Origin of the sequence: Exiguobacterium sp. SH0S7 (assembly GCF_004337195.1) — a bacterium.
Taxonomy (GTDB): domain Bacteria; phylum Bacillota; class Bacilli; order Exiguobacteriales; family Exiguobacteriaceae; genus Exiguobacterium; species Exiguobacterium aurantiacum_A.
In genome coordinates this window covers 294,199-319,460 of sequence record NZ_SJVA01000001.1, presented here as the reverse complement: position 1 = coordinate 319,460, position 25,262 = coordinate 294,199, and the positions used below count along the sequence as shown (strand labels likewise).

Below are 25,262 nucleotides of genomic sequence, written 5' to 3'. Positions count from 1 at the left end.
CGATTGAACAGCTTCCAACAGTTCAAATTGTTACCGTTTATCGTCGATGCCTTGACAGAAAAGCGCATCACTAACCCAACGGACATTCAGGCACGGATTATTCCAGCCGCGATGAATGGCCGTGACATTATTGGAAAATCACAAACCGGGACCGGGAAAACACTCGCGTTCCTCTTACCTATTTTAGAATCGATCGACCCGAGCGAACATGAAGTCCAAGCAATCGTTGTCGCACCGACACGCGAGCTTGCCTGGCAAATCCACGAAGAGTTGAAAACACTCCTCGTGAAGCAACCTGACTATATTAAGACGAGTTTGATCGTCGGCGGAACTGACCGTGAACGTCAAATCGACAAGATGAAAAACCCACCACAGTTGATCATCGGGACGCCAGGCCGTCTGCTCGACTTGATGAAAGTTCAGGCGTTGTTCCCGCATAAAGTCAAACATTTCGTCGTCGATGAAGCCGATCAAATGCTTGATATGGGCTTCTTGCCAGAAGTGGACCGCATCGCGCAGTCGCTTCCGGAAAGACTGCAAACGATGGTCTTCTCAGCGACAATCCCGGAGAAGCTCGAGCCGTTCTTGAAGAAATATCTTCACGACCCGCGCTACGCTGAAGCGAGTGCCGAGCACCGCGTCGCACCGAAGATCAAGCACCACGTCATCCCGGTCCGTCACCGCGACCGCAAAGAATTGACGGTCGAAGTGGCCAAAGCGATCAATCCGTTCGTCTGTCTCGTGTTCACGAACACGAAACAAGACGCGGATGAGCTCGAGAAGTCGTTCCGTGAGGCAGGCCTCAACGTCGGGACGCTTCATGGCGACATGCAAGCCCGTCGACGCAAGCAAGCGATCAAAGACATCAACGATGCAAAATATCAATACGTGATTGCAACCGACTTGGCTGCCCGCGGGATTGATATCAAAGGTGTGTCGCACATCATCAACTTCGGTATCCCGAAAGATCTCGACTTCTACACACACCGTGTCGGCCGGACCGGTCGTGCCGGTGCTACTGGAGAAGCGTATACGCTGTATGAAGATCACGAGAACGGCCCGATCAATCGACTTGAAGAGCGTGGTTTCGCGTTCACACATGTCGATGTTAAAGGCGGGACGCTCCAAGAGATCAAGACTCGTAAACGTCGCGTGACCGACCGTAAGATGAAAGTATCGCACACGGCGCACAGCCGTATGGCCGGTGAGATCAAGAAGGCGAAGAAGAAAGTCAAACCCGGCTACAAGAAGAAGTTCAAGTATAAATTGAAAGAGACGGCTTCGCGTGAGCATATGCAACAACAGCGCACGGAACGTCGTGAGACCCGTAAGAAGAACAGACGGTAATCACTAAACAGAAGAATCGACTTCATGGAGTCGGTTCTTCTTTTTGTGTACACTAAAGGCAGAAGATTACGAAGGAGAGTTGACTATGTTAAAAATTGGTTCACACGTTTCGGTTTCAGGTAAGAAGATGCTGCTCGCTGGCAGTGAGGAAGCCGTCTCGTACGGTGCGACGACGATGATGGTCTATACGGGCGCGCCTCAAAACACGCGTCGTAAACCGATCGAGGAGTTAAATATCGAAGCGGCGCTCGTCCATATGGCGGCGCATGACATCGAGGAGATCGTCGTCCACGCCCCCTACATCATCAACTTGGGCAATACGACGAAACCCGAGACGTTCGAACTCGCGGTCTCGTTTTTGGCGGCTGAAATCAAGCGGGCCGAAGCGCTACAAGTCGCCCGCCATGTCGTCCTTCACCCAGGTGCCCATGTCGGTGCCGGCGAAGACGTTGGTCTCGCTCGCATCATCGAAGGCTTGAATGAAGTGCTGACCGGAGACGAGACGGTGAAGATCGCCCTCGAGACGATGGCAGGAAAAGGGAGCGAACTCGGGAAGACGTTTGAAGAACTCGCGACGATCATCGACGGAGTGACGCATAACGACCGGCTGTCGGTCTGTTTCGACACGTGCCACGTCCATGACGCCGGGTATGACCTCGTGGGGGACTTAGACGGCGTGATTGCCGAGTTTGACCGCATCGTCGGAATCGACCGACTCGGCGTCATCCACGTCAACGATTCGAAAAACGTGCGCGGGGCGAGAAAAGACCGCCACGAAAATATCGGCTACGGGGAGATCGGTTTTGACGCGTTGAACCGAATCATCCATCATGAGGCGTTCGCGCATTTGCCAAAAATTCTTGAAACACCTTACATTCCAATCAGCGAGAAGACGAAAGTCGCGCCGTATAAGCAAGAGATTGACATGTTCCGGTTAGGCGCGTTCGACGCCGAATGGCGCGAACGATTCGCGCTCGCGCATCAATAAGCGATGAGCGTGCTAAAGATCGATCCAGAGACGTATGACGTATTTGCGGCGCTCCCGACATACTTTCGCGAACAGAGCCCTTTTTACATTGAAGGAAGCGTTGTTGGACCAGCCTTGATTGAAGTCGTCGGGTATGGGATCGTCGCGGAAGTCGAGATTATGTTCGTCGAGACGACGACGCGCCCCGACGACCGGTATTGGCGAACGCATCCCGACGCTGAAGTTCGAGACTATTGTCTCGTCGATTTAGTCGGCCTTGATTTTCATCATCCGCTGCTCAAGACCGGTATGTACGACGTGTCGACATCTTATGCGACGTTAAAAGATATGTGGGACCGCGGTTATCAAGTCCCATCCCAACGCTGGACACGGCAAACGTATGAGACGCATCTAGCCAGGGAACGAATGATGATGCACCGTATCGCCTCCGTCACGGCTTGTACGAGCTGTGGAGCCGACTTGACAGACAGATATGGGGCGATGGCCCATCGTCTCCTAGAGTACCATCTTGAAGGAGACAGCGGGATGTGGGTCTGTCCGACTTGTCATAAGGCGATCCATCATGCAGAGTAACAAAAAGAACGATGCCCGCGGGCATCGTTCTTTTTGTTTAAAATGGCCAGTTCGCAAGCGCAAATTGGTAAACTTTCATCCCGAGAAAGACGCCAAAGATTCCAATGACGCCAGGCAAGACCGGGGGGGCAGGCAACGGCAACTTCAAGGCAGTGAAAATCATGCCACAGATGAGGCCGGCGAGCAACGAGAGTAAGATTTCTTGCATAAATGATTCCTCCATATTCGAAAATGAAAGCGTTTCAACTAACTGAACGAACTAATTATACAATGTTCTTTCTCGTTTGAGAAGTCTAACATCAGTCGTCAGTCATTTTCTCATTTTCGGCCCGGAGGCGAAGGACTTCACGTTCGGCCCAGTTCGACGGCTCCCGTTCGAAGACGCTCGGGATGTTGTTCCAACGGCCGCCTGTATATTGATGGATGATGATCTGCGATTGAATTATCTCTTGGCCAGGCTCTTGCTTGATGTAGACGTAACTGCCATCGGCGCGTTGGATCCGCGCTTTGACGTTATCGACGAGCTGTAGCGCGAGCATGTCTTTAATGTATGACTTATGACCCGCATCTAGGATCGGGAACAAGATCTCGATGCGCTTTTTCATGTTTCGGGTCATCCAGTCCGCAGACGAGCAATACAAGTCTTCTTTCCCGTTTTGGTAGAAATAGAAGATGCGGGAATGTTCTAGATAGCGGTCGATGATCGAGACGACACGAATATTGTCCGAGACGCCTTTAATGCCCGGTCGCAGGCAACAGATGCCGCGAATGATCAAATCGATCTTGACCCCGGCCTGAGACGCGTCATACAGCTTCGTGATGATCGACTTGTCGGTGAGCGAGTTCATCTTGGCGACGATGCGACCGTTCCCATACTTCTCATGCAGTTTGATCTCGTCTTGAATCTTGTGAAGGAAGAAGTCGAGCATGTCGTCAGGCGACGTCTCGAACTCGTGCCAAGACGGTCGTTCACCGTAACCGGAGAGCCAGTTGAAGAAGTTGGTCGCATCTTCGGCCAAGTCCTCGTTCGTCGTCAACAAGCCGATGTCCGTATAAAGCTTCGCCGTCGAGTCGTTGTAGTTGCCGGTACCGAGGTGGACGAAGCGTTGGAGGACACCTCCTTCTAGAATCCGTACGACAAGCGTGATCTTCGAGTGCGTTTTTAACTCTTTATAGCCGTAGATGACGTGGGCCCCGGCTTTCTCGAGCTGTTTCGCCCATTGAATGTTCTTCTCTTCATCGAACCGGGCCTTTAGTTCGACGAGGACGGTGACTTGTTTGCCGCTCTCGGCAGCGTCGGTGAGCGCTTTAATGATCGGTGAATCGCCAGACACACGGTAAAGCGTCTGCTTGATGGCCAAGACGTTCGGGTCTTTCGCGGCTTGGGCGATGAAGCGGACGACCGGGTCGAACGAATGGTATGGGTGATGGAGCAAGTAATCCTTTTTCAAGACGGCCTTGAACAAGTCCTTGCCGGGCTCGAGTCCTTCCGGGACGAACGGGATGAGCGTCTCGTTGATCATCTCATCATACTCGATCCCGATCTTATTATAGATGCCAAACAAGAACGTCAAATCGATCGGTCCGTCGACGACGAAAATGTCGCGGTCGTGCAGATCGAGGACGTCTTGCAGCATGAACAACAGTTCTTTACTGAGTGAACGTTGTTGGACCTCGAGGCGGATACCGACGCCGTAACGGCGTTTCTTCAATTCTTTCTCGATCTGTTTCAACACATCGTGGCTGCCTTCTTCATGGAACGGCATGTCAGCGTTGCGGGTGATCCGGAACGGCATCGTCGACTCGACTTCAAAGCCTTTGAAGAGCGAATCGATGAATTGGATGATGACGTCTTCGAGCAACATCAAGTCGGCATGTTCTTCGTCTTCTGTCGGCAGTTCGAGAAAGCGTGGTAGGACGGCCGGTACTTGAACGAGGGCGAGTCGCTTTTTGCCTTCTGAGGTCGACGAGATTTCGACGGCGATATTGAGCGATTTTGACAACAGCATCGGGAACGGACGATATGCATCGACCGCGATCGGTGTCAAGACCGGGAAGACGTGGGTCCGGAAATATAGTTTGACGAAATCAAGTTGCTCTTTGTTCAAGTTCTTTGGACGTAAAAAGCGGACATTTTCGTTTCCGAGCTGTTTGACGATTTTTTTATACGTCGCATATTGGACTTCGACGAGTTCTTGAGCCTTGATCGAGATCGCTTTAATTTGTTGTTTCGGTGTCAGCCCTGCCTTGTCCTCGGGTTGGTTGAATCCGGCGAGCACCTCGTCTTTTAGTCCTCCGAAACGGACCATGTAGAACTCATCGAGGTTTGCACTGAAGATGCCGAGGAATTTGAGGCGTTCCATGAGCGGATTGCGGTCATCGATCGCTTCTTGGAGCACGCGCTCGTTAAAGCTGAGCCAGCTCAATTCGCGGTTGTTAAAATGTTCTGGTAAGTAAGTCGTCATAAAGTGATCCTCTCCTCTACGCGTAGCTCGATCGTCGTTTCGATCGCGCGTTCTAAATGCTTTTTGTGACGGATGCCGCGCTGCAGTTCAAAGCGCGGGGACGTCGTTGTTTGAAGGGTGAAGGCAAGCCCGTCGTCTGTGGTTTCGACGTCAATGTTCTCGACGACTTGACGCTCGGTCAAATCGAGCGCGTCGACAAGTTTGACGATTGACCCGATCAGCTCTAGACTCTTCAACATTTTCAAGTCGAACCATTCAGGGAAGCCCTCGATATGCTGTTCGAGCAGGCGCCGGGACTTGTAAGACGTGACGAGCGCCAGGGCGAGCCGGTCTTCGTTGTTCATGCCTTTAAAGTCATTGGTCGTGATCAAATGGAACGTGTGGTCGCTCTTGTTGTTATGGTCGATGTATTCACCGACGTAAGCGAGACGGCAAGCCGCTTCTAACAGTCCCGGTTCGAACGGTTTTGGTTTGATCGTCTTCGCCTCGATCAAGCCCATATAAATTTGACGGGCCAGATGGACGAGATGACGATGCCGGACCGGATCGACGTCGTATTGTTTCTCGAAGTGGCGGAAACTTTCTTCTTTGACATCAGCGAAACGGATCTCGTTGTTCTCTTTTAAATAGTATTCATAAAATAGTCCTTCCCGCAGACCGTTATTGCTCATCGTAAACTCAGGAACTTTTAAATGGCGGGCCAGTTCATCGATTGCGGTCACGGCCGGAGCGATGATGTCCATCCGATCTTTTGACAGGCCATCGAGTCGTCCGAGTTGTTTCGTCGACATGTCGATCAGTTCATCGACGACTTCGTGAAGCCGGTCGGCACCGAGCGTATATTGATGGATGCCTTCAAGCGGGAAGTGGGACAACGACTGTTCGACGCGGACGAGGTTTCGGGCGGTCCCGCCGACGCCGACAAGCGGAACACCGTGAGGGACGAGCCAATCGATGTCTTTGAACGCTTTCTTCAAGAACGCGGTCAGTTGTTTCCGCTCATCTTTCGAGAGCGTGTCGCCTGACATAAAATCGTTCGTCAACGTGACGGCACCGAACGGGAAACTATGATAAAAGACGAGCTCGCGGTCTTTAAAGTAAGTCACCTCCATTGAGCCGCCGCCGATGTCGACCGAATAGCCGTCTTCGATATAAGTCGAGTTGACGATGGCCGAGTATCCGTAATACGCCTCTTCATAGTCACTCAACAAGCGGATCTCCATCCCTGTCGCGTCAAGGACCTCGTTTAAAATCGCTTCAGAATTGCTGGCGTTGCGGATGGCTGCGGTCGCGACCGGCAACATCTCTTTGACGCCATGATGCTTGTTCAGACTGATGAAATGGTCGAGTGTCTCGATTAACGATTGGATGCCCATTTCGGACAGTTCGTTCGCATCGGTGATGTGACTCGAGAGCCGAGCGACTTCTTTCACGTTCAACCGTTCGAAATATTGGCCGTGTCGATTCACTTCAAAAATGACGTTGCGAATCGAGTTTGACCCGATATCAATGACTGCTAATTTTTTTTCCACGGTAAATCCCCCTCTGCGATACCTCTAGTGTACAACGAACACTAGACAAACTCATCTTGATTTTGTGTGAAGACGTGACGATGAGCGCCTCGACCTTCTCAAACTTGAAGCATTTAATAATATTCTGTATAATACAGACGCCAAGCAAGTAGAAATGATTACGGTTTATCAAACGAGAGAAGGGTAGCTCATGACGACATCTGTCGTAAAATTAGATCATGTTTCGTATTATTACGATGGCACGGCCGCACTTCGGGACGTGTCCATCGACATCAAACAAGGTGATTTCGTCGCCATCGTCGGTGAGAACGGGTCAGGCAAGTCGACGTTGATTCGGACGATCCTTGGGTTATTGAGCCCGCAGACGGGAACGGTCGAACTGTTCGGTCGCCCGCAAGGCCAATTCAAGGACAAGTCACGTATCAGTTACGTTTCCCAAAAAGCGGCGTCATTTAACTCTGGATTTCCGGTGACGGTCGAAGAAGTCGTCGCCATGGGCCGGTACGGACGGTTAGGCCTGTTCAAGAGATTGAACATGGAAGACAAGGCCGCCATTCAAAATGCGCTCGAGACGGTCAACATGTGGCAGTTTCGGAATCGCAAAATCGGAAGCCTGTCCGGTGGGCAACAGCAGCGTGTGTTCATCGCCCGGGCCATCGTCAACCAACCCGATTTGCTCATCTTGGATGAGCCGACGGTCGGGGTCGACCAAAAGCATCTGCGGGACTTTTATGAAGTGCTCCACTTGTTGCGCGAGCAGACGTCGTGCACGTTCATCCTCGTCACGCACGATTTAAACGTCGTCACCGACCTCGTCACGAAAGTCGTCCATCTGGACCGGGGGCGTATGGCCTGTAACTGTGGGTTGAAAGAGTATAGCAAACTAGGAGAACTTGCCGCCATCAAGCCGTATCCCGTCAAGGTCCTCGTTCATGAAGGTATGTCATGATTGCCGACTTGTTAACCTATAGTTTTTTGCGTTATGCGTTCATAGCGGCCGTCGTCATCGGGTTTACGGCCCCGTTGATCGGTTCTTTCGTCGTCGTCAGACGGATGAGTCTGATTGCTGACGCTTTGTCACACGTGACGCTCGCCGGCATCTCCTTCAGTTTGTTTCTCGGACAGTATGTCTTGTTCTTCTCTGACTTGAATCCGCTCTATCTCGGGACGCTCGTCTCGGTGCTCGCGGCGCTCGGTCTCGATTGGCTCCGCAATAAGTACGTCCATTTCCAAGAGCTGTCGATCCCGATCATGATGTCGGCGGGTATGGGGCTGAGCGCGATCTTCATTTCGTTGTCGCGAGGCTTCTCGGTCGATTTGTCGACGCTGTTGTTCGGTTCGATTTCAGCGGTCAGTCCGTCTGATATCGGTTTGATCCTTGCTGTCGCGCTCATCACGGTCATCGTCATCGTCGTGTTTTATAAACAGCTTTTGTTCTTGTCGTTCGATGAAGAACAAGCGAAAGTGTCCGGGTTGCCGAGCACGTTGTTACACATGTTGTTCATGTTCGTCGTCGCGCTCGTCATCGCCGTCAGTATGCGGATCGTCGGCACGTTGCTCGTCTCAAGTTTGATCACGTTACCGGTCGCGGCCGCGCTCCGGTTCACGAACAGTTTCAAACAGACGATTGTTTGGGCAATCGTGTTCGGTGAGCTTGCGACGATTGGGGGACTTGTCCTCGCCTACGAACTAGACGTCGCCCCGGGCGGTGTCATCGTCTTGCTCGCCGTCTTGATTTTGGCTGCCGTCATGTTGTTTGAGAAGATCGGCTCGTTACGGAAGAAGGAGGTACTCCATGAAACAGACTGAACAAATCGAACGGTTGCAATCGTCATCGTTGAAAGTGACGCCGAAACGGATTGAGATGTACGCTTATTTGGCGGCCGAAGAACGCTACGTCAGTGCGAAAGATGTCCTGGATTATATGTGTTCGAAACATCCGACGATGAGCTTTGATACGGTCTACCGGAACTTGAAGTCGTTTGCGGAGGAAGGGTTGCTCGAAGCGACCGAGTTGAACGGTGAGAAAGCGTTCCGGGTCACGTGTGGCTCATCGCACCACCACCATCATTTGATCTGCCGCGGGTGCGGCAAGACGAAACTGCTCGAACTTTGCCCGATGCGTTACGTAGAGACGCTTGACCCCGATTTTGAGGTCATCGATCATAAATTTGAGATTTATGGGTATTGTAAACAATGTAAGTAAAGAAGTTGATTACTTCAACTTCTTTTTTTGTGTACATATGGGGAGGGAGTGAGTCGATGATTTATACGGCAAGCGACATCAAGCGAGCGGATGAACGGGCTTTTGCGCACGGGACGACGCCCGAAGCCTTGATGGAGCGGGCGGCGCTGGCCTTGACGAATCGTTTGGTGATTCGAGCAGAGGCGTCCGTCCTCGTCGTCTGTGGACGAGGGAATAACGGGGGCGACGGTTGGGTCATCGCCCGTGAACTGCACCGTCGTGGGTATGACGTCAGCGTCTGGGCACCACTCGGCGAGCCGAAATCGCCAGAAGCCTTGACGCACGCCGTGTCCGCGAAGCAAAGGGTCACGGTTGTAGATGATCCGAGACGGGCGGACTATATCATCGACGCCTTGTTCGGAGTCGGCCTTGACGGACCGGTCACAGGCAAGGCGAGAGACGTCATCACATGGATACGCGACCAAGCGGCGACGGTGATCGCGGTCGATGTTCCGTCCGGTGTGCCGAGCGACGAGACGAGCCGGTTCGACGATCACGCGATCAAAGCCGATCAGACGTTGACGTTACATGGTTACAAGCGAAGTGCGTTCTTGAATCAAACCGCACCGTTTTACGGGAAAGTCGAACGAATCGACATCGGATTGCCTGAGACGTCGAACTGGCGCGTGTTGACGGAGACTGATTTTGACCGCGGTCTGCTATCCCGTGATCGATATGGCCATAAATCGACTTACGGTCACGGTCAGCTCGTCGGCGGGAGCCGCCACTTGATCGGGGCACCGTTTCTAGCAGCGCAGGCCGCCCTTCGGAGCGGACTCGGACTACTCGATGTGGCGGTGCCGGCCGAAGCGATGGCACTGGTTGCGACGTTACCGGAGGCGATGTATTACGAGATCGATTCCATACCGGATGCACGGTACGCGGCGACGGCAATCGGTCCCGGCATGGTCGAGGATGAACGGTTGACGAACGCTTGGCAAACGATCAAGAAACGGACGACGCCGATCATCGTCGATGCCGGTGCGCTGACACAGGAACACTTACAGGCGTCGGGCCAATTGACGCTGACCCCTCATCCAGGTGAACTTGCGCGTTTGACCGGACAGACGGTCGAAGCGATCGAGGCAGACCGCTTCACGGTCGCATCAAACTTTGCGAGGAAACACGGTGTTCATCTCATTTTAAAAGGGACGTATACGTTGATCGTTTCCCCAGATGGGACTGGTGCCGTCAATACGGTCGCAGCCCCGGCCCTCTCAAAAGGCGGGAGCGGTGACGTGTTGACCGGCATATTGCTCGCGCTTTGGGCCCGGAGTGCGCGGATTGAGCCGAAGCAGCCCCCGAACGAACAAGCCGTCCTATGGCATGCGTTAGCCGCTAGGTCGGCGAGTGAACGGATCCATCCGGCAAGCGTTCTCGCGAGCGATGTCATCGAGGCGATCGGACGGGTATGAAAAAAAGAGGAATCCAGCGGCGGATTCCTCTTTTTTATAGGGTGATGATGGATTTTGTAGTGGCGAAGCGGTCGACGAGATGGAGTGCCTCGTTCCAAGACGTGATGCGTTTCACCCCGTCCGGTAACGGTCGACGATTATATGGGGCGTCGAACAAGAGCACCGGAATCAATGTCTGTTCATGGATCGAGATGGCATTCTCATAGCGATCCTCCATGAACAAGTCGAGCGCGAGATCTTTGACGACGCCGACTTTGTCGTGACTGCCTGTCATAATCAATGAGTCGAGCGGGAGTTCATGCTGTTTGATCCAATGCTCTGTGACGGAGCGGACGGCCTCGCTGCGAGCCGTCACGTAGTGAAGTTGGTGCGTTTTCCGAATGTGCCAGAGCACTTCATTCACTTCAGAGTGAGGGAGTGAACGCCGATAGATGGCTTCTTCATGACCTTGCTCGATCATGAACGTCCAAAAATCATGTTGTGTCATATTCGTGTACGTATGGAGCTCGTATTCGGTCGCCTGATGATAATCGATGGCGTAGCCGAGCATGTCGTTCATATAGTGAAAGCAACTTTGCGGATCCGTGACGGTTCCATCTAAATCTATCCCAATGTGCATCTTGATTCCTCCTTGCCATAACACTCATTGTATCAAAAGCCCGCTCGGTTGCAACCGAGCGGGCGAGAGATTAGTTAGATTGGTTGGCAAGTTGTTGTTCTTCAAGCTCACGCGCGGCAAGTTTCTCGGCGACGATGGCGTCGATTTCTTTCTTCAACTCTTCGACCATCGTTGCTTCCGGTACTTTACGGATGATTTTCCCGTGACGGAAGAGCAGGCCTTCGTTACGGGCCCCGGCGATGCCGATGTCCGCCTCACGTGCTTCACCCGGTCCGTTGACCGCGCAGCCGAGGACGGCGACTTTGATGTTGACGTTAATGTTTTGGATGTACTCTTCAACTTCTTTCGCAATCGAGATCAAATCGATTTCGATACGGCCGCATGTCGGGCAAGAGATGAGCGTCGCGGCGTTAGCGGCTAGGCCGAACGACTTGAGTACTTCTTTGGCGACTTTGATCTCTTCGACAGGATCGTCAGACAGCGACACACGAACCGTCGAGCCGATCCCGAGAGAGAGGATTGCGCCGAGTCCGGCCGCTGATTTGAGCGATCCTGAGAACAGCGGTCCTGATTCAGTGATCCCGACGTGGAGCGGGTAGTCAAACGTCTTCGCGGCGAGCGTGTACGCCTCGAGGGCAAGGTTCACGTCAGACGCTTTGAGCGAGATGATCGTGTTGTAAAAACCGAGGTCCTCTAAAATCTTAACGTGATGCATTGCACTTTCGACCATGCCTTGGGCTGTCGGATATCCGTATTTTTCGAGGAACTGCTTCTCGAGCGATCCGGCGTTGACACCGATGCGGATCGGAATCCCTTTCGCTTTAGCAGCGTTAACGACCGCTTCGACTTTCTCACGGCGGCCGATGTTACCAGGGTTGATCCGGATCTTGTCGACACCGCTTTCGATAGCTTTCAACGCCAATTTGTAGTCGAAATGAATATCGACGACGAGCGGGATGTTGATGCGGCTCTTGATTTCAGCGAGCGCGTCGGCCGCTCGCTCATCAGGACAAGCGACGCGGACGATTTGGCAACCTGCTTCTTCCAGACGTAAAATTTCGGCGACAGTTGCTTCGACGTCGTGCGTTTTCGTCGTCGTCATCGACTGAATGACGACTTCATCAGATCCTCCGATGATGACGTTGCCGACACGAATCGGACGAGTTAATGAACGGTGTAAAATTTCTGACATATACGTAATCTCCTTCTTTTGGAAAGGTTCCAATCGATTTAGATGGTTGGTTTCTTTCTTATCATAACGAAATGCTTGTGAAAAAGCACCCGGCAAGCGCTCCTGAGATGTGCTCTTTACAAAGTCTAACGTTATCTTAACAGAGCCTTCATAATTTTCCACCGTCTCAAGACCGATATATCAGACGAATAGTAACTTGGGAAAGGTGAGGATTAGATGTGTTAAAGCGATTGCAACAGCTGTGGAAGCAGCGGCGTCCCGAAGGAGTCAAAATTGAACGGCGTCTCCAATGGACGCTGATGCCGCTTGTCGTCATCCTGTTTTTGACGACGTTCGGTTGGTTCGCGCTGAAAGCGGAACACCTGTTGACAGCTGAAGTCGAGAAGCGCTTACTCCGAGAAGCGACAGTCATGCGCGAGACGGTCAAAACGACGTATGGGGCATACCTATCAAATGAAAAAGGGTTGGTACGCTCGTTGAAGTCGACGTATATGCAACAGGCGTCAATTTTATCAGCGGACGGACTCGAGGCCGGTCAGTATTTGATACGAGACGAGCAAGTCGAGCAATTGACAGGAAAAAAAGCGAGCAAGCAGCTTGAAGACAAATTTAATGAAGTGACAGTGAACGAACTCGCAGTCATCGAACGAGGCGACTTCTTCTTAGCAACGGTTCCAATCCCAGAACTACAAGCTCATTACGTATTGGCTGTCACGAGACAATCGGTACTTGGGTCGATGTGGGAACTTCGACAGGCGCTTTTCGCTGTGATTGTCATAGCGATGGGAATTATTATTTATTTATTTTCTCGGATGATCCGTCGCGAAGTCAGACCGTTATCGCAGTTTGCGACGCGACTGCGTGAGGCGGTAGAGACACGTGCTTTCAAAGAAGTAGACTTAGGAGCCAAGTCGTTCGAGATTCGTAGTTTAGAGCGTGAATACAATACGTTCATCGGGCTGTGGAAAAAATCGTTGCTGACGATGGACGAGACGTCTTTGGCGTTCGAGACGAGCTTGCCGACGTTCATGCGGCAACTTGCATCAAATGAACAACAAGTTGTCGCCTTTAAAGAAGTCGCAAGTACGGTCGAACAGACGAGTCGATCGTATCAGGCGTTCACGAGCGAATCGACGCATCGCTTTACGGACATTGCGGCCCATGTCACGGCACTCAAACAAGATATTTCGGCTGTCGACTTGAGAGCGGTAGCGCTGCAACAAACGATTTCGAGCGAAATTGCCTCGTTTGCTTCGGTCAGAGGCGTGAGCGAGCAGTTCAAAGAGAAGGCGGGCGGTATTCAAGAACGTTTACGCGACAGCGCGGAAACGTCAGAACGAGCCGACGAAGCGCTACAGACGATTTTGTCGGTCGCGGCAGCCACGAAGATGTTGGCACTGAACGCCTCGATCGAAGCGGCTCGTGCCGGGGAACACGGAAAAGGGTTTGCTGTCGTCGCTCATGAAGTCGGTCAACTAGCGAAAGTGACGAATGAATCTTCGATACTTGCCGTTGCGGCGATCGGACAAATCAAATCCGAGCGGGAAGAAATTTTTAGCGATATGATTCGCTTCGGCGACGATATCCTTCATCTAGGTGAGACGTTGGACCGAGTTGAAGCAGGGATTGCGAAAATCAATCACGAAGTGCGCGACCAGATGCTTGAGTTCCAATCGATCACGGATCAGACGGCCGCAACGGGAAGCCAGTTGCTCCACATGGCGGAAGCGAACGAACAACTGAAAGAAATCGGCTTGGCGCTCGAGCGGAAGTTGAACGAATTGTACGAAGGGGTCGAAGTATGGACGGACGTTCAAGCAACGTTACAAGCAGCCGGGACAGACCTCGGTCATCAAAGTCGACGCCTGCAGGAAGTACTTACTGAACTTGCACCGAAGACGTGATAAAACTCGGGACAGCGCGTGTTAGCGCCGTCCCGAGTTTTTTTGTTTAAGCGGAATTTGGAGTAGCGGGACGGTCAAGAAGACGATCGTGATGACAAAGCCGAGCCATAGAAGTGCGGGCACGGCGTGATACAAGGCGACGAGCACGAGCGTCGGGACGAGTGTCATCGCGACCGCGTAAGGCCAAGCTTGCCGATACGGCCACGGTTTCTTCATTCGAAGTCTCGTCACGAGTTGGACGAACAAGGCGGCGACGGCGACCCACATCATATAGAAGAAGAAGATGGCGAACCCGTGTAAAAACAACCACATCGGTGCGAAAAAATCGGGTCGCAAGACGAGGTAATCTAAGACAGTCGCGACGATTGTAAAGACGAGGCTCGCCAACATATAAGCGTGCAGCGGAGCCAGACGGAGCCGTAGCGTTTGCTTCGTAGGTAGCAGGCTATGGCGGATAAACATTGATGTCGTTTTAAGCATACATACAAAACCCCATTCTGTTATAGTACAAAAAACTAAAATCACACAAAGATAAGACAGTCAGTTAATAAAACCTTAACATTAAACGTATTTACATCGACTCAGGGAAGAAGGCATAATGAGTAAGGCAATAAGAACCAATTAAACACAACCAATTCACAATCAAAAGGGGTACAAAAATCGTGGAATACAATTTGCAAGAAATGTTATTCATGTTTTTTGGAGGATTAGGAATCTTCCTGTTCGGTATCAAATCGATGGGAGACGGCCTTCAAAAGTCTGCAGGAGATCGACTCCGCGACATCCTTGATAAGTATACATCGAATCCGTTCCTCGGAGTACTAGCCGGGATCATTGTCACGGTCTTACTTCAAACATCAAGTGGAACAACCGTCATTACGGTCGGCCTTGTTAGCGCCGGTTTCATGACGCTCCGTCAAGCGATCGGGGTCATCATGGGTGCGAACATCGGGACGACGGTAACGGCGTTCATCATCGGGATTGACATTGGTGCTTATGCACTTCCGATTATCGCAGTCGGTGCGATTCTGTTGTTCTTCTTTAAACGAGAGAAATTCCAACACCTCGGACAAATCTTCTTCGGATTCGGGATGCTGTTCTACGGTCTTGAACTCATGGGAGACGGGATGCGCCCGCTTCGTTCGAGTGAATATTTCATTGATTTGACGCAATCGATGAGTGACAACCCGTTCCTCGGCGTCATCGTCGGTACGGTGTTCACGGTCATCGTGCAATCGTCTTCTGCGACGATCGGGATCTTGCAAGAACTATACGCTGGGGGCTCGATCCAACTCGATGCGGCACTGCCTGTCTTGTTCGGGGATAACATCGGGACGACGATCACGGCGATTCTCGCTTCGATCGGTGCCTCGGTCGCGGCCCGTCGTGCGGCGGCAGCCCACGTCATCTTTAACTTAATTGGGACAGCAATCTTTATGATTTTATTATTGCCGTTCACACAATATATTTTATGGATCACAAATGTATTGGCGATTGAGGACAAAATGCAAATCGCTTTCGCCCATGGAACGTTCAACGTCGTCAATACGTTCGTCCAGTTCTGGTTCATCGGGACGATTGCTTGGGTCGTGACGAAGCTCGTACCAGGCGAAGATTCAATCGTTGATACGAAAGCGCAACACTTGGACCCGATCTTCATTCAACAGTCGCCTTCAATCGCGGTCGAGCAGGCCAAATATGAAGTCATCCGCATGGGTGATTTCGCGAAGCTCGGTCTTGACGAAGCACGCAGCTATTTGGCGTCAGGAGACAAGAAACACGCTGAGAAGTCGGCACATATCGAAGAAGCTCTTAACTCATTGAACTCTAAAATCACGGATTATCTCGTCAAATTGGCGGCTGTTGATTTGACAGAGCACGAATCTCAACAGCATAAGACGCTCATGCATGCGATCAACGACATCGAGCGAATCGGTGACCACGTCGAGAACATCATCGAGTTGATCGACTATAAGACGGCGACGCGCATCACGCTCTCGCCGGATGCTCAAAAAGAGTTGACGGAAATGTATGATTTGACACGGTCCACACTCGAGAAGTCACTTCAAACACTCGCGAGCGGTGATATGGTCGAAGCACGTCAAGTTATCGAAATGGAAGCGAAACTCGACATGCTCGAGCGCCAGTTCCGCAAAAATCATGTCGTTCGTTTGAACACAGGTGAATGTAACGGCCAAGCTGGTATGTTCTTCGTCGATATGCTCTCGAACCTTGAGCGGATCGGTGACCATGCGATGAACATCACAGAAATCACACTTGAAGATGCAACGAACGAAATATCGGTCTAACGTTTCAAAAAAGTCTTTCTACTTAAGTTATAGGTAGAAAGACTTTTTTGCGTACGTGTGACTTTTCATTGACAGTAGAGGCTTCCTTCAGTATATTATTACTGTATAACAACGTGGCGGTGTAGCTCAGCTGGCTAGAGCGTACGGTTCATACCCGTGAGGTCGTGGGTTCGACTCCCTCCGCCGCTACCAATAAGGACCCTTAGCTCAGCTGGTTAGAGCAGACGGCTCATAACCGTCCGGTCGTAGGTTCAAGTCCTACAGGGTCCATCGAGGGCAGCTTTCTAATGAAAGCTGCTTTTTTGTTTACATTTTTGTTTCTAAAAGTGAAGACGCGGGTAAATATCCGTTAGCATTTTGTTTTTGAAAAATATGAAACGAGGCGAAGCGAGATGGAACGAAATCATACGATGATGCAATTTTTTGAATGGCACGTCCCGGCTGACCAAAAGCATTGGAAGCGATTGAAAGAACGGGCTTCTAAATTAAAAAAAGCAGGAATCACCGCACTTTGGTTGCCACCGGTCACAAAAGGTCAAAGTGATGAGGATACGGGATATGGTGTCTATGACTTGTATGATTTAGGCGAGTTTGATCAAAAAGGAACAATCGCCACAAAATACGGGACGAAGCAAGAGTTGCTTGAGGCGACGAAACACGCCCAAGAGCTCGGGATGCAAGTATATATGGACGTCGTGTTGAACCATAAAGCCGGAGCCGACGCGACCGAGAAGTTCGACGTGTTAGAAGTCGACCCGGAAGACCGGACGAAAGTATTGTCGGAAGAACCGTTTGAGATCGAAGGTTGGACGAAGTTTGATTATAAAGAACGAAACGGTAAGTACTCGTCGTTCAAATGGAACTTCCATCATTTCAACGGCACGGACTATGACGCGGCGAGCGAGCATAGCGGTATCTTCTTCATTTTAGGCGATAACAAAAAATGGAATGACAACGTCGATAGTGAGTTCGGCGTATACGATTATTTGATGTTCGCGAACATCGACTATCATCATCCGGAAGTCCGGGAAGAAGTGTTAAGTTGGGGCAAGTGGTTCATCGAAGAGACGAAATGTGATGGCTTCCGTCTCGATGCGATCAAACATATCAACTATGATTTCGTCAAAGAGTTCAGCCAAGCGATGAAAGATGAAAAAGGCGAGAACTTTTACTTGGTCGGTGAGTTTTGGAAGTCGGAGCTCGAAGATTGCCGCGCCTTTTTAGACAACATCGACTACCACGTCGATCTGTTCGACGTGCCGCTCCATTACAATTTGCAGCGTGCCTCGATCGAAGGCGCATCATTTGATTTGCGGACCATCTTTGACGACACACTCGTCCAGTCCCATCCGCTTCACTCGGTCACGTTCGTCGACAACCATGACTCACAGCCGGCCGAGGCGCTCGAGTCATGGGTCGAAGATTGGTTCAAACAGAGTGCTTACGGTTTGATTTTACTCCGCCAAGACGGTTATCCGTGTGTTTTCTACGGGGATTACTACGGCATTAACGGGCCCCACCCGGTCGAAGGGAAGAAGCTGGCCATCGATCCGCTTCTGTACGCCCGTCGTGAAAAAGCGTATGGGCAACAAGACGACTACTTCGATAACGAGCACGTGATCGGTTGGGTCCGACACGGCAGTGAGGACATCGAGCGTTCAGGTTGTGCCGTCATCATCTCGAATAACGAAGAGGCGGAGAAACAGATGTACGTCGGGGAGCATCGTGCCGGTGAGAAATGGGTCGACTTGACGCAGACGATCGATGAAATCATCGAGATTGACGAAGATGGAAAAGGGGTATTTAAAGTAGCGGCAGGATCAATCTCGGTCTGGGCGTTGCCGGACGAAGATGTAGAATAAGCCTTTACAATTGAGTAAGCCGTCACAAATCTGTTACATTTAAAACGAACGTTGTTCAAACCAATTTAAAGGGGGATTTTAGTTATGGCTAAATTTGAATTACCACAACTTGATTACGCATACGATGCACTCGAACCACACATTGACGCTCGCACGATGGAAATCCACCATTCGAAACACCACAACGCTTACGTCACGAACGTGAACAATGCACTCGAAGGAAAAGACGTAGAGTACTCTTCACTTGAAGACTTGCTCCAAAAACTCGATTCGCTTCCTGCTGACATTCAGACAGCTGTTCGTAACAACGGCGGCGGGCATTGGAACCACTCGTTCTTCTGGAAGTTGTTGAAGAAAAACGAGAACGGGACGCCAACGGGCGAACTCGCAACGGCGATCGATGAAGCGTTCGGCAGCTTCGACGCGTTCAAAGATGAGTTCACGAAAGCCGCTACAACTCGTTTCGGTTCAGGTTGGGCTTGGCTCGTCGTCAAAGGCGGCAAGCTCGAAGTCACGTCGACACCGAACCAAGATTCACCGATCATGGAAGGCATCACGCCGATCCTTGGACTCGATGTTTGGGAGCATGCGTACTACTTGAACTATCAAAACCGTCGCCCGGACTACATCCAAGCGTTCTTCCACGTCATCGACTGGGATTACGTCGCGAAGCTTTACGCTGACGCCAAATAATGACACGATCCCGAGATTCGGTTGAATCTCGGGATTTTTTCTACATTTCATTAATTTGTAAACAAATTATGATATAGTAAAAATCGGGTCTGAAAATAGAAATACAGAAAAGTGTAATATAGAAGCAACTGAAAGTGGAAGGAGATAACTGAATTGGCTAGACACCGTGTGAAAGTGCCGAAAAAACGGCGTAACCACCTTCCGTTACGATTAAATTTATTGTTTTTTATCGTCTTCATTTTGTTTGCGACGTTGATCTTTCGGTTAGGCGTCGTCCAAATCGTCAACGGAGAGTTGATCGCCCGAGAGGTTCAAAAGACCGAGTCGAGCAAGATCAAGTACGAGGTGCCTCGCGGCAAAATCTACGATCGGAACGGTCAAGTGTTGGCCGACACGATCTCGAACTATTCGGTCATGTACCGTCGCTCCCAAGTGACGAAAACGGAGGAGCGTCTCGATGTTGCGGTCAAACTTGCTAAGATCGTCGACATTCCGGAGAAAGATCGCAAAGTGACCGAACGGGACCGCAAGGACTATTGGATCGCCATCGATCCTGAGCGCTCGCAAGAACGAGTCCAATCGCTTCTCGCCGAGCTGCCGGAAGAAGAGCGGGCCGCCTTGTCGAACCAAGCAGTCGATCAGTTGCTGCTTGATTCAATCACGCAAGCAGAGATCACGTTCGATGATGCGACCGAAGAGATCATCGCTATCAAACATAATATGGAGAGCGGGTACGCGTTAGACCCGCAAGTCATCAAGATCGGCGCGTCGCCGAAAGAGATGGCTTTGATCGAAGAAAACTTGGAGCTGTTGCCAGGCGTCAGCGTCGAACCGTATTACCAGCGGGCCTATCCGTTCGGTGAAACGTTCCAAAGCTTCCTCGGAAGCTATCGTCAAATCCCGGCCGAGCAACGGGCCTCGTATCAGGCGAAAGGCTACGGGTTGAACGATCGGGTCGGGACGTCTTATCTCGAGCAGCAATATGAAGATATTTTACGCGGGACCCCGGCTTATGACGTGTTCACGACGTATAAAGGCCAACCGGTCGGTGAGCCTACGCGCGTGAGCGGTAATCCCGGAAAAGATATCATCTTGTCGACGGACATCGAATTCCAAAAAGAAGTCGATGAGATCTTGAAGAAGGCGATCCGTGCCGGGCGTTCGGGGAGTCCGCACTTCGACCGGGCTTTCGTCGTCGTCATGAATCCGAAGACGGGCGAGCTGCTCGCTTTGTCTGGGCAAGAGTTAGATCTTGAGACGAACGAGTTTAAAGACGTCTCGACAGGAACCGTTCTCCGGGCGAGCCAAATCGGCTCGACGATCAAAGGGGCGACCGTCGCGTTCGGACTTGAAGAAGAAGTCATCAAGCCGGGCGAATACATTTACGACGCGCCGATCCGCATCGGGTCTTCGCTCAAATCGTCTTACCGGAACATGGGGAACATCAACGACCTCGATGCGCTTGCCATGTCGTCGAACATCTACATGTTCCAGATCGCGCTCAGGCTCGCCGATTATTACTCGACCGGCCAAATCGTCGGTGACAACGTCACCGAGGCGTTCAATACGATGGAGCACTACTATAAACAGTTCGGACTCGGGATCGAGACGGGCATCGATCTTCCTTACGAGTCGATCGGTTTCCGGAGCGTGCCCGACCGCGTCACACTGTTGATGGATATGTCGATCGGTCAGTTCATCTCGTATACGCCGATCCAACTCGCGCAATATACGTCGACGCTTGCCAACGGCGGATATCGCGTGCAGCCGCATCTGTTAAAAGAGATCATTGAACCGGGCTCGCTCGATGAGATGAACAAACAAGTCGTCAGCACGTTCCAGCCGAAAGCGCTGAACAAAGTCGACATCCGCGACGAGTTCATCCAGCGTTCGCGTCAAGGCTTCCGTCAAGGGGTCGAGACCGGGACGTCACGGATTCTCCAACAGACGGGGATGACGGCGGCCGGTAAGACCGGGACCGCGCAAGCGATCGCGGAAGGGCCGGACGGCCAAGCGAAACGAAACGCGAACGGTGAGCCGATCAAGACGCTCAACTCGAACCACGTCGGCTGGGCTCCATACGACGACCCAGAGATCGCGTGGGCGATCATCATGCCAGGTCTTGAGGCGGAAGGCGTCAACACGCGCGTCGCCCATGACATCATGAAAGTATATTTTGATTTAGAAGACGTCCAAGCACAGCTCCAGTAAAGAAGTCACTTCGGTGGCTTCTTTTTTTATCTTTACAATTCTTTTACGTTCCGTTTATTTATCGTTAATAGTAGTTTATTAGGATGTTAATTGTAGGACGAAACAACAGACCCGCAACACAAATCAAAGCAAACTCAAGGAGGACGTCAGAAATGTCTTGGATGAAAAAATCAGCTTTACTCGCTTCAATCACTTCGGTGGCCATCGTCGGTGCCGCGTGTGGAAACAATGAAGAAGGAAACGGCGGAGCCGAAGGGGACGCACTTTCAGGTAAAGTCGTCATGGACGGTTCGTCTACCGTATTCCCGATCATGGAAGCGGTCGCTGAAGAGTATTCAGCTGAACAGCCAGACGTTGAAGTAACGGTCGGTGTATCTGGAACGGGCGGCGGCTTCAAACGTTTCGTGACCGGTGAGACAGACTTCTCGAACGCATCACGTGAAATCAAAGAAGAAGAAGCGGCTGAAGCTGAAGCGAACGGTGTCGAGTACACAGAAATCGCGGTCGCGCTTGACGGATTGGCAATTGTCGTCAACCCTGAGAACGATTGGGCCGATGATATCACAATGGATGAGCTTAACAAGATGTGGACAGACACAAACGTGAAGACATGGAAAGACGTCCGCTCGGACTGGCCAGATGAAGAGATCTCATTCTTCTCACCTGGTAAAGACTCAGGTACGTTCGATTACTTCAACGAAGCAGTTCTAGATGATACAGACGTTCGCCAAGATGCACAGTTGTCAGAAGACGACAACGTCCTCGTAACAGGAGTTGCCGGAACAAAAAATGCGATCGGTTTCTTCGGATACGCGTACTACATTGAAAACGAAGGCACGTTGAAATCGTTGAAAGTAGACGGCATCGAGCCGACAGCTGAGAACGTGACGTCGTTCGAATACCCACTCTCACGTCCAATCTACACGTACGTGAACAACGCATCGATGCAAGAAAAGCCACAAGTTGTAAACTTCGCACGCTTTATGAACGAAAATGCCGGAGCACTTGCTGAAGAAGTCGGCTATGTCGCGATGGAGCAGGCAAGTTACGATGAGAACGCTAAACTGATTGATGAACTCGCTGGTGAATAAATAGAGCAAATGGCAGAAGGTGAGAGATTCTCTCGCCTTCTCGCCATGCTTTCTAGTATGAAGAGGTAGGGAGCGATAAACGAGATGAACGAATCAAAAAATGAGTTCTCGATTCGAGAGATGATTAACGCGAATAAGCAAAAAAAATATAGTACGACGAACGTGTTTGACAAAATCATGCCGTTCTTATTATTCTTGAGCGCATTTGTCTCGGTCGTCACGACGATCGGGATTGCTTTGACGCTCGGCTTCGAACTGTTCAAGTTCTTTGAAAAAGTCCCGGTACGCGACTTCCTCGGCTCGACCGAATGGTACCCGCTCAGTGCGGACCCGAGTTTCGGTGTTTGGGCGCTCGTCATGGGCACACTCCAAATCACGCTCATCGCGATGATCGTGGCGGTGCCGCTCGGACTCGCGTCGGCCATTTATTTGAGCGAGTACGCGTCTGAACGGGCCCGGACGATTCTCAAGCCGATCCTTGAAGTCCTCGCCGGTGTTCCGACGATCGTCTTCGGGTTCTTCGCCTTGTCATTCGTCACACCGATCTTGCAGTCGCTCATTCCAGGGTTGAAGATCTATAACGCCCTCAGTCCGGGGATTGTCGTCGGCATCATGATCATCCCGATGATCGCGTCGATTTCGGAAGACGCGATGAGTGCCGTTCCGAAAAAGATTCGGGACGGGGCACTCGGCCTTGGAGCGACACGTCTAGAGGTCGCCCTCAAAGTCGTCATGCCGGCCGCGCTCTCAGGGATCATCGCTTCGATCGTCCTCGGGATGAGTCGAGCGATCGGTGAGACGATGATCGTCACGATCGCGGGTGGGTCGCAACCGAACTTCGAGTTCAACCCGCTCAACGCGATCCAAACGATGACGGCGTATATCGTCCAAATCGCCAAAGGTGACGCCGGTTACGGGACAATCGAATACTATAGTATCTATGCGGTCGGTGCGCTTCTATTCATCTTTACGCTCGTGATGAACTTGTTCGCGAACTGGGTGACGCGCCGCTTCAGAGAGGAGTACTAATATGGCTTTGCCGAACAGTGAGTTCAAGAATACGAAGAACTATATTGACCATGAGACCGTATCGCGACGGATTAAAAGTCGTCTACGATTGAACGAAGTATTTAAATACATCTTTTTAGCGGGGCTCGTTTTCGCCTTGCTCGTCTTATCGACACTTATTTATGACGTGATCTCAAAAGGTGGCGGATGGGTCAATCTCGACTTCCTCCGCAACTTCCCGTCACGCCGCGCCGAACAGGCCGGTCTTTATCCGGCTTTGATCGGGACGCTTTGGCTCATGATGCTAATCGTGCCGATGGTGTTTATCATCGGTGTCGGTGCCGCGATTTATTTGGAAGAGTACGCACCGAAAAACCGGCTCACGTCGTTTATCGAAGTGAACATCTCGAACTTGGCGGGTGTCCCGTCGATCGTGTTCGGTTTGCTCGGATTGACGTTCTTCGTCCGGACGGCCGGATTTGGCAGCTCGGTCATGACGGGTGCGCTGACGCTCGGTCTGATGAGTTTGCCGATCGTCATCGTCGCGTCACAAGAAGCGTTACGGTCCGTTAAGATGGAGTTGCGTCACGCGTCGCTCGCAATGGGTGCCTCGAAATGGCAGACGACGTTCAACGTCGTGTTACCGTCAGCCATTCCAGGGATCATCACCGGGATCATCTTGGCTGTATCCCGGGCCATCGGCGAGACGGCACCGCTCATCATGATCGGGGCGGCGACGTTCATCTCGACGACACCGAGCAATGTGTTTTCAGACTTCACAGCACTCCCGATTCAAATTTACAGCTGGACGAGCCGTCCACAAGCTGAATTCCAAAACATTGCCGCTGCCGGCATCATCGTCTTGATGACACTGCTCATCACGATGAACTCGGCCGCAATCTATATCCGCAACAAATATACAAATCGACATTAAGTCGCAGCAGTAAACGAGGAGGACTCTCGAGATGATGAAACAAACAGAGCTTAAAGGAGATCACAACGTGAATACAACGACGACCCAACCGAACGAGACCGTGATGCAAAAAGACAGCGCCTATGTCGTGAACAACTTGAACTTGTGGTACGGCGACGATCAAGCGTTGATCGACGTCAATCTCGACATTAAGAAAAACGAAGTGACGGCCATCATCGGTCCGTCTGGTTGTGGGAAGTCGACGTTCATCAAGACGTTGAACCGGATGGTCGAACTCGTCCCGACGGTGCGCACGAACGGGGAGATTCTTTACCACGGCCGTAACATCTTTGATCGTGACTATAGAGTCGAAGACCTCCGCACGTCGGTCGGGATGGTGTTCCAGCAGCCAAACCCGTTCCCGAAATCCGTGTACGACAACGTCGCGTACGGACCGCGTACGCACGGGATCAAAAACAAAAAAGTGCTCGACGAGATTGTCGAACGCTCACTGCGCGGCGCCGCGATCTGGGAGGAAGTGAAAGATCGCTTGAACGAGAACGCCTACGGTCTCTCAGGTGGTCAGCAACAGCGCCTTTGCATCGCCCGGACACTTGCGATTGAACCAGACGTCATTCTTATGGACGAGCCGACGTCAGCGCTTGACCCGATCTCGACACTTAAAGTCGAAGAGCTCGTTCAAGAGTTGAAAGAACAATATTCGATCATCATCGTCACGCACAACATGCAACAGGCAGCACGTGTGTCTGACAAGACGGCGTTCTTCTTGAACGGGGAAGTCGTCGAGTTCGACGCAACCGATAAAATCTTCTCGAATCCAACGGACAAGCGGACTGAAGATTACATTTCTGGCCGGTTCGGTTAAGAGGGGGAG

22 protein-coding genes and 2 tRNA genes are annotated in these 25,262 nt (G+C 51.5%); 18 read left to right on the top strand and 6 right to left on the bottom strand.

The window, feature by feature from the left end; all coding sequences use genetic code 11:
* Positions 1 to 3: 3 nt before the first annotated feature.
* The 3 genes from EVJ22_RS01720 (at position 4) to EVJ22_RS01710 (ending at position 2,908) form a co-directional block, all read left to right on the top strand.
* The gene (locus EVJ22_RS01720) at positions 4 to 1,347 is read left to right on the top strand and encodes a DEAD/DEAH box helicase (protein ID WP_071397764.1); all 1,344 of its coding nucleotides are present in this window, start codon (positions 4 to 6) and stop codon (positions 1,345 to 1,347) included.
* An 85-nt stretch (positions 1,348 to 1,432) separates the two neighbouring features.
* The gene (locus EVJ22_RS01715; protein WP_131442975.1) at positions 1,433 to 2,335 is read left to right on the top strand and encodes a deoxyribonuclease IV; all 903 of its coding nucleotides are present in this window, start codon (positions 1,433 to 1,435) and stop codon (positions 2,333 to 2,335) included.
* Between the two features lie 3 nt (positions 2,336 to 2,338).
* Complete coding sequence (locus tag EVJ22_RS01710; protein WP_131442974.1) at positions 2,339 to 2,908, top strand: hypothetical protein; 570 nt, start codon at positions 2,339 to 2,341, stop codon at positions 2,906 to 2,908.
* A 37-nt stretch (positions 2,909 to 2,945) separates the two neighbouring features.
* On the opposite strand, the gene EVJ22_RS01705 is transcribed toward EVJ22_RS01710, so the two are convergent.
* The 3 genes from EVJ22_RS01705 to EVJ22_RS01695 form a co-directional block, all read right to left on the bottom strand.
* Positions 2,946 to 3,116 (bottom strand): DUF1427 family protein, encoded by a 171-nt coding sequence (locus tag EVJ22_RS01705; RefSeq protein ID WP_021065708.1) that lies wholly within the window; start codon positions 3,114 to 3,116, stop codon positions 2,946 to 2,948.
* A gap of 91 nt (positions 3,117 to 3,207) precedes the next feature.
* Complete coding sequence (locus EVJ22_RS01700; protein ID WP_131442973.1) at positions 3,208 to 5,373, bottom strand: RNA degradosome polyphosphate kinase; 2,166 nt, start codon at positions 5,371 to 5,373, stop codon at positions 3,208 to 3,210.
* Positions 5,370 to 6,905 carry a Ppx/GppA family phosphatase gene (locus tag EVJ22_RS01695; protein WP_131442972.1) on the bottom strand — a complete coding sequence of 512 codons (1,536 nt, stop codon included), beginning with the start codon at positions 6,903 to 6,905 and terminating at the stop codon, positions 5,370 to 5,372. The genes EVJ22_RS01700 and EVJ22_RS01695 overlap by 4 nt, the downstream gene beginning before the upstream one ends.
* A gap of 190 nt (positions 6,906 to 7,095) precedes the next feature.
* Here EVJ22_RS01695 and EVJ22_RS01690 point away from each other — a divergent pair, with 190 nt between their 5' ends.
* From EVJ22_RS01690 to EVJ22_RS01675, 4 genes are read left to right on the top strand one after another with little or no spacing between them, the layout of a single operon-like run.
* Positions 7,096 to 7,854, top strand: a complete 759-nt coding sequence (locus tag EVJ22_RS01690) for a metal ABC transporter ATP-binding protein (protein ID WP_071397759.1) — start codon at positions 7,096 to 7,098, stop codon at positions 7,852 to 7,854.
* Positions 7,851 to 8,714, top strand: coding sequence for a metal ABC transporter permease (locus EVJ22_RS01685; protein ID WP_131442970.1), 864 nt, complete (start codon positions 7,851 to 7,853; stop codon positions 8,712 to 8,714). The genes EVJ22_RS01690 and EVJ22_RS01685 overlap by 4 nt, the downstream gene beginning before the upstream one ends.
* Positions 8,701 to 9,111: a Fur family transcriptional regulator gene (locus EVJ22_RS01680; protein WP_071397757.1), complete on the top strand. Its 411-nt coding sequence runs from the start codon at positions 8,701 to 8,703 to the stop codon at positions 9,109 to 9,111. Before EVJ22_RS01685 ends, EVJ22_RS01680 begins: the two co-directional genes overlap by 14 nt.
* Before the next feature lie 56 nt (positions 9,112 to 9,167).
* Positions 9,168 to 10,565: an NAD(P)H-hydrate dehydratase gene (locus EVJ22_RS01675; RefSeq protein ID WP_131442968.1), complete on the top strand. Its 1,398-nt coding sequence runs from the start codon at positions 9,168 to 9,170 to the stop codon at positions 10,563 to 10,565.
* Positions 10,566 to 10,599: 34 nt separating this feature from the next.
* Here the strand turns inward: EVJ22_RS01675 and EVJ22_RS01670 are convergent, their stop codons facing one another.
* On the bottom strand, positions 10,600 to 11,184 hold the full coding sequence (locus EVJ22_RS01670) for a hypothetical protein (protein WP_233589560.1): 585 nt from the start codon (positions 11,182 to 11,184) through the stop codon (positions 10,600 to 10,602).
* A gap of 70 nt (positions 11,185 to 11,254) precedes the next feature.
* Positions 11,255 to 12,376: a flavodoxin-dependent (E)-4-hydroxy-3-methylbut-2-enyl-diphosphate synthase gene (gene ispG / locus EVJ22_RS01665; protein ID WP_016508052.1), complete on the bottom strand. Its 1,122-nt coding sequence runs from the start codon at positions 12,374 to 12,376 to the stop codon at positions 11,255 to 11,257.
* Between the two features lie 218 nt (positions 12,377 to 12,594).
* Between ispG and EVJ22_RS01660 the strand changes: the two genes are divergently transcribed.
* On the top strand, positions 12,595 to 14,280 hold the full coding sequence (locus EVJ22_RS01660) for a methyl-accepting chemotaxis protein (RefSeq protein ID WP_071397753.1): 1,686 nt from the start codon (positions 12,595 to 12,597) through the stop codon (positions 14,278 to 14,280).
* 21 nt (positions 14,281 to 14,301) lie between these two features.
* Here the strand turns inward: EVJ22_RS01660 and EVJ22_RS01655 are convergent, their stop codons facing one another.
* Positions 14,302 to 14,760: a hypothetical protein gene (locus tag EVJ22_RS01655; protein WP_233589559.1), complete on the bottom strand. Its 459-nt coding sequence runs from the start codon at positions 14,758 to 14,760 to the stop codon at positions 14,302 to 14,304.
* 182 nt (positions 14,761 to 14,942) lie between these two features.
* On the opposite strand from EVJ22_RS01655, the gene EVJ22_RS01650 reads away from it, so the two are divergent.
* From EVJ22_RS01650 to pstB, 10 genes are all read left to right on the top strand, one after another.
* Positions 14,943 to 16,589, top strand: a complete 1,647-nt coding sequence (locus tag EVJ22_RS01650; RefSeq protein WP_071397752.1) for a Na/Pi cotransporter family protein — start codon at positions 14,943 to 14,945, stop codon at positions 16,587 to 16,589.
* 115 nt (positions 16,590 to 16,704) lie between these two features.
* A tRNA-Met gene (locus EVJ22_RS01645) sits at positions 16,705 to 16,781 on the top strand.
* A 4-nt stretch (positions 16,782 to 16,785) separates the two neighbouring features.
* Positions 16,786 to 16,859 (top strand) — tRNA-Ile (locus EVJ22_RS01640).
* Positions 16,860 to 16,981: 122 nt separating this feature from the next.
* The gene (locus EVJ22_RS01635) at positions 16,982 to 18,451 is read left to right on the top strand and encodes an alpha-amylase (RefSeq protein WP_071397751.1); all 1,470 of its coding nucleotides are present in this window, start codon (positions 16,982 to 16,984) and stop codon (positions 18,449 to 18,451) included.
* Between the two features lie 84 nt (positions 18,452 to 18,535).
* Positions 18,536 to 19,144, top strand: a complete 609-nt coding sequence (locus EVJ22_RS01630; RefSeq protein WP_071397750.1) for a superoxide dismutase — start codon at positions 18,536 to 18,538, stop codon at positions 19,142 to 19,144.
* Positions 19,145 to 19,297: 153 nt separating this feature from the next.
* Positions 19,298 to 21,355: a peptidoglycan D,D-transpeptidase FtsI family protein gene (locus EVJ22_RS01625; RefSeq protein WP_199749299.1), complete on the top strand. Its 2,058-nt coding sequence runs from the start codon at positions 19,298 to 19,300 to the stop codon at positions 21,353 to 21,355.
* Positions 21,356 to 21,507: 152 nt separating this feature from the next.
* The gene (locus EVJ22_RS01620) at positions 21,508 to 22,446 is read left to right on the top strand and encodes a PstS family phosphate ABC transporter substrate-binding protein (RefSeq protein ID WP_131442966.1); all 939 of its coding nucleotides are present in this window, start codon (positions 21,508 to 21,510) and stop codon (positions 22,444 to 22,446) included.
* An 84-nt stretch (positions 22,447 to 22,530) separates the two neighbouring features.
* Entirely contained in the window at positions 22,531 to 23,475 is a 945-nt protein-coding gene (pstC, locus tag EVJ22_RS01615) for a phosphate ABC transporter permease subunit PstC (RefSeq protein ID WP_071397748.1), read from the top strand.
* A gap of 1 nt (position 23,476) precedes the next feature.
* Positions 23,477 to 24,388: a phosphate ABC transporter permease PstA gene (gene pstA / locus EVJ22_RS01610; protein WP_071397747.1), complete on the top strand. Its 912-nt coding sequence runs from the start codon at positions 23,477 to 23,479 to the stop codon at positions 24,386 to 24,388.
* Positions 24,389 to 24,491: 103 nt separating this feature from the next.
* Positions 24,492 to 25,253 (top strand): phosphate ABC transporter ATP-binding protein PstB, encoded by a 762-nt coding sequence (gene pstB / locus EVJ22_RS01605; RefSeq protein ID WP_233589588.1) that lies wholly within the window; start codon positions 24,492 to 24,494, stop codon positions 25,251 to 25,253.
* Positions 25,254 to 25,262: the final 9 nt, after the last annotated feature.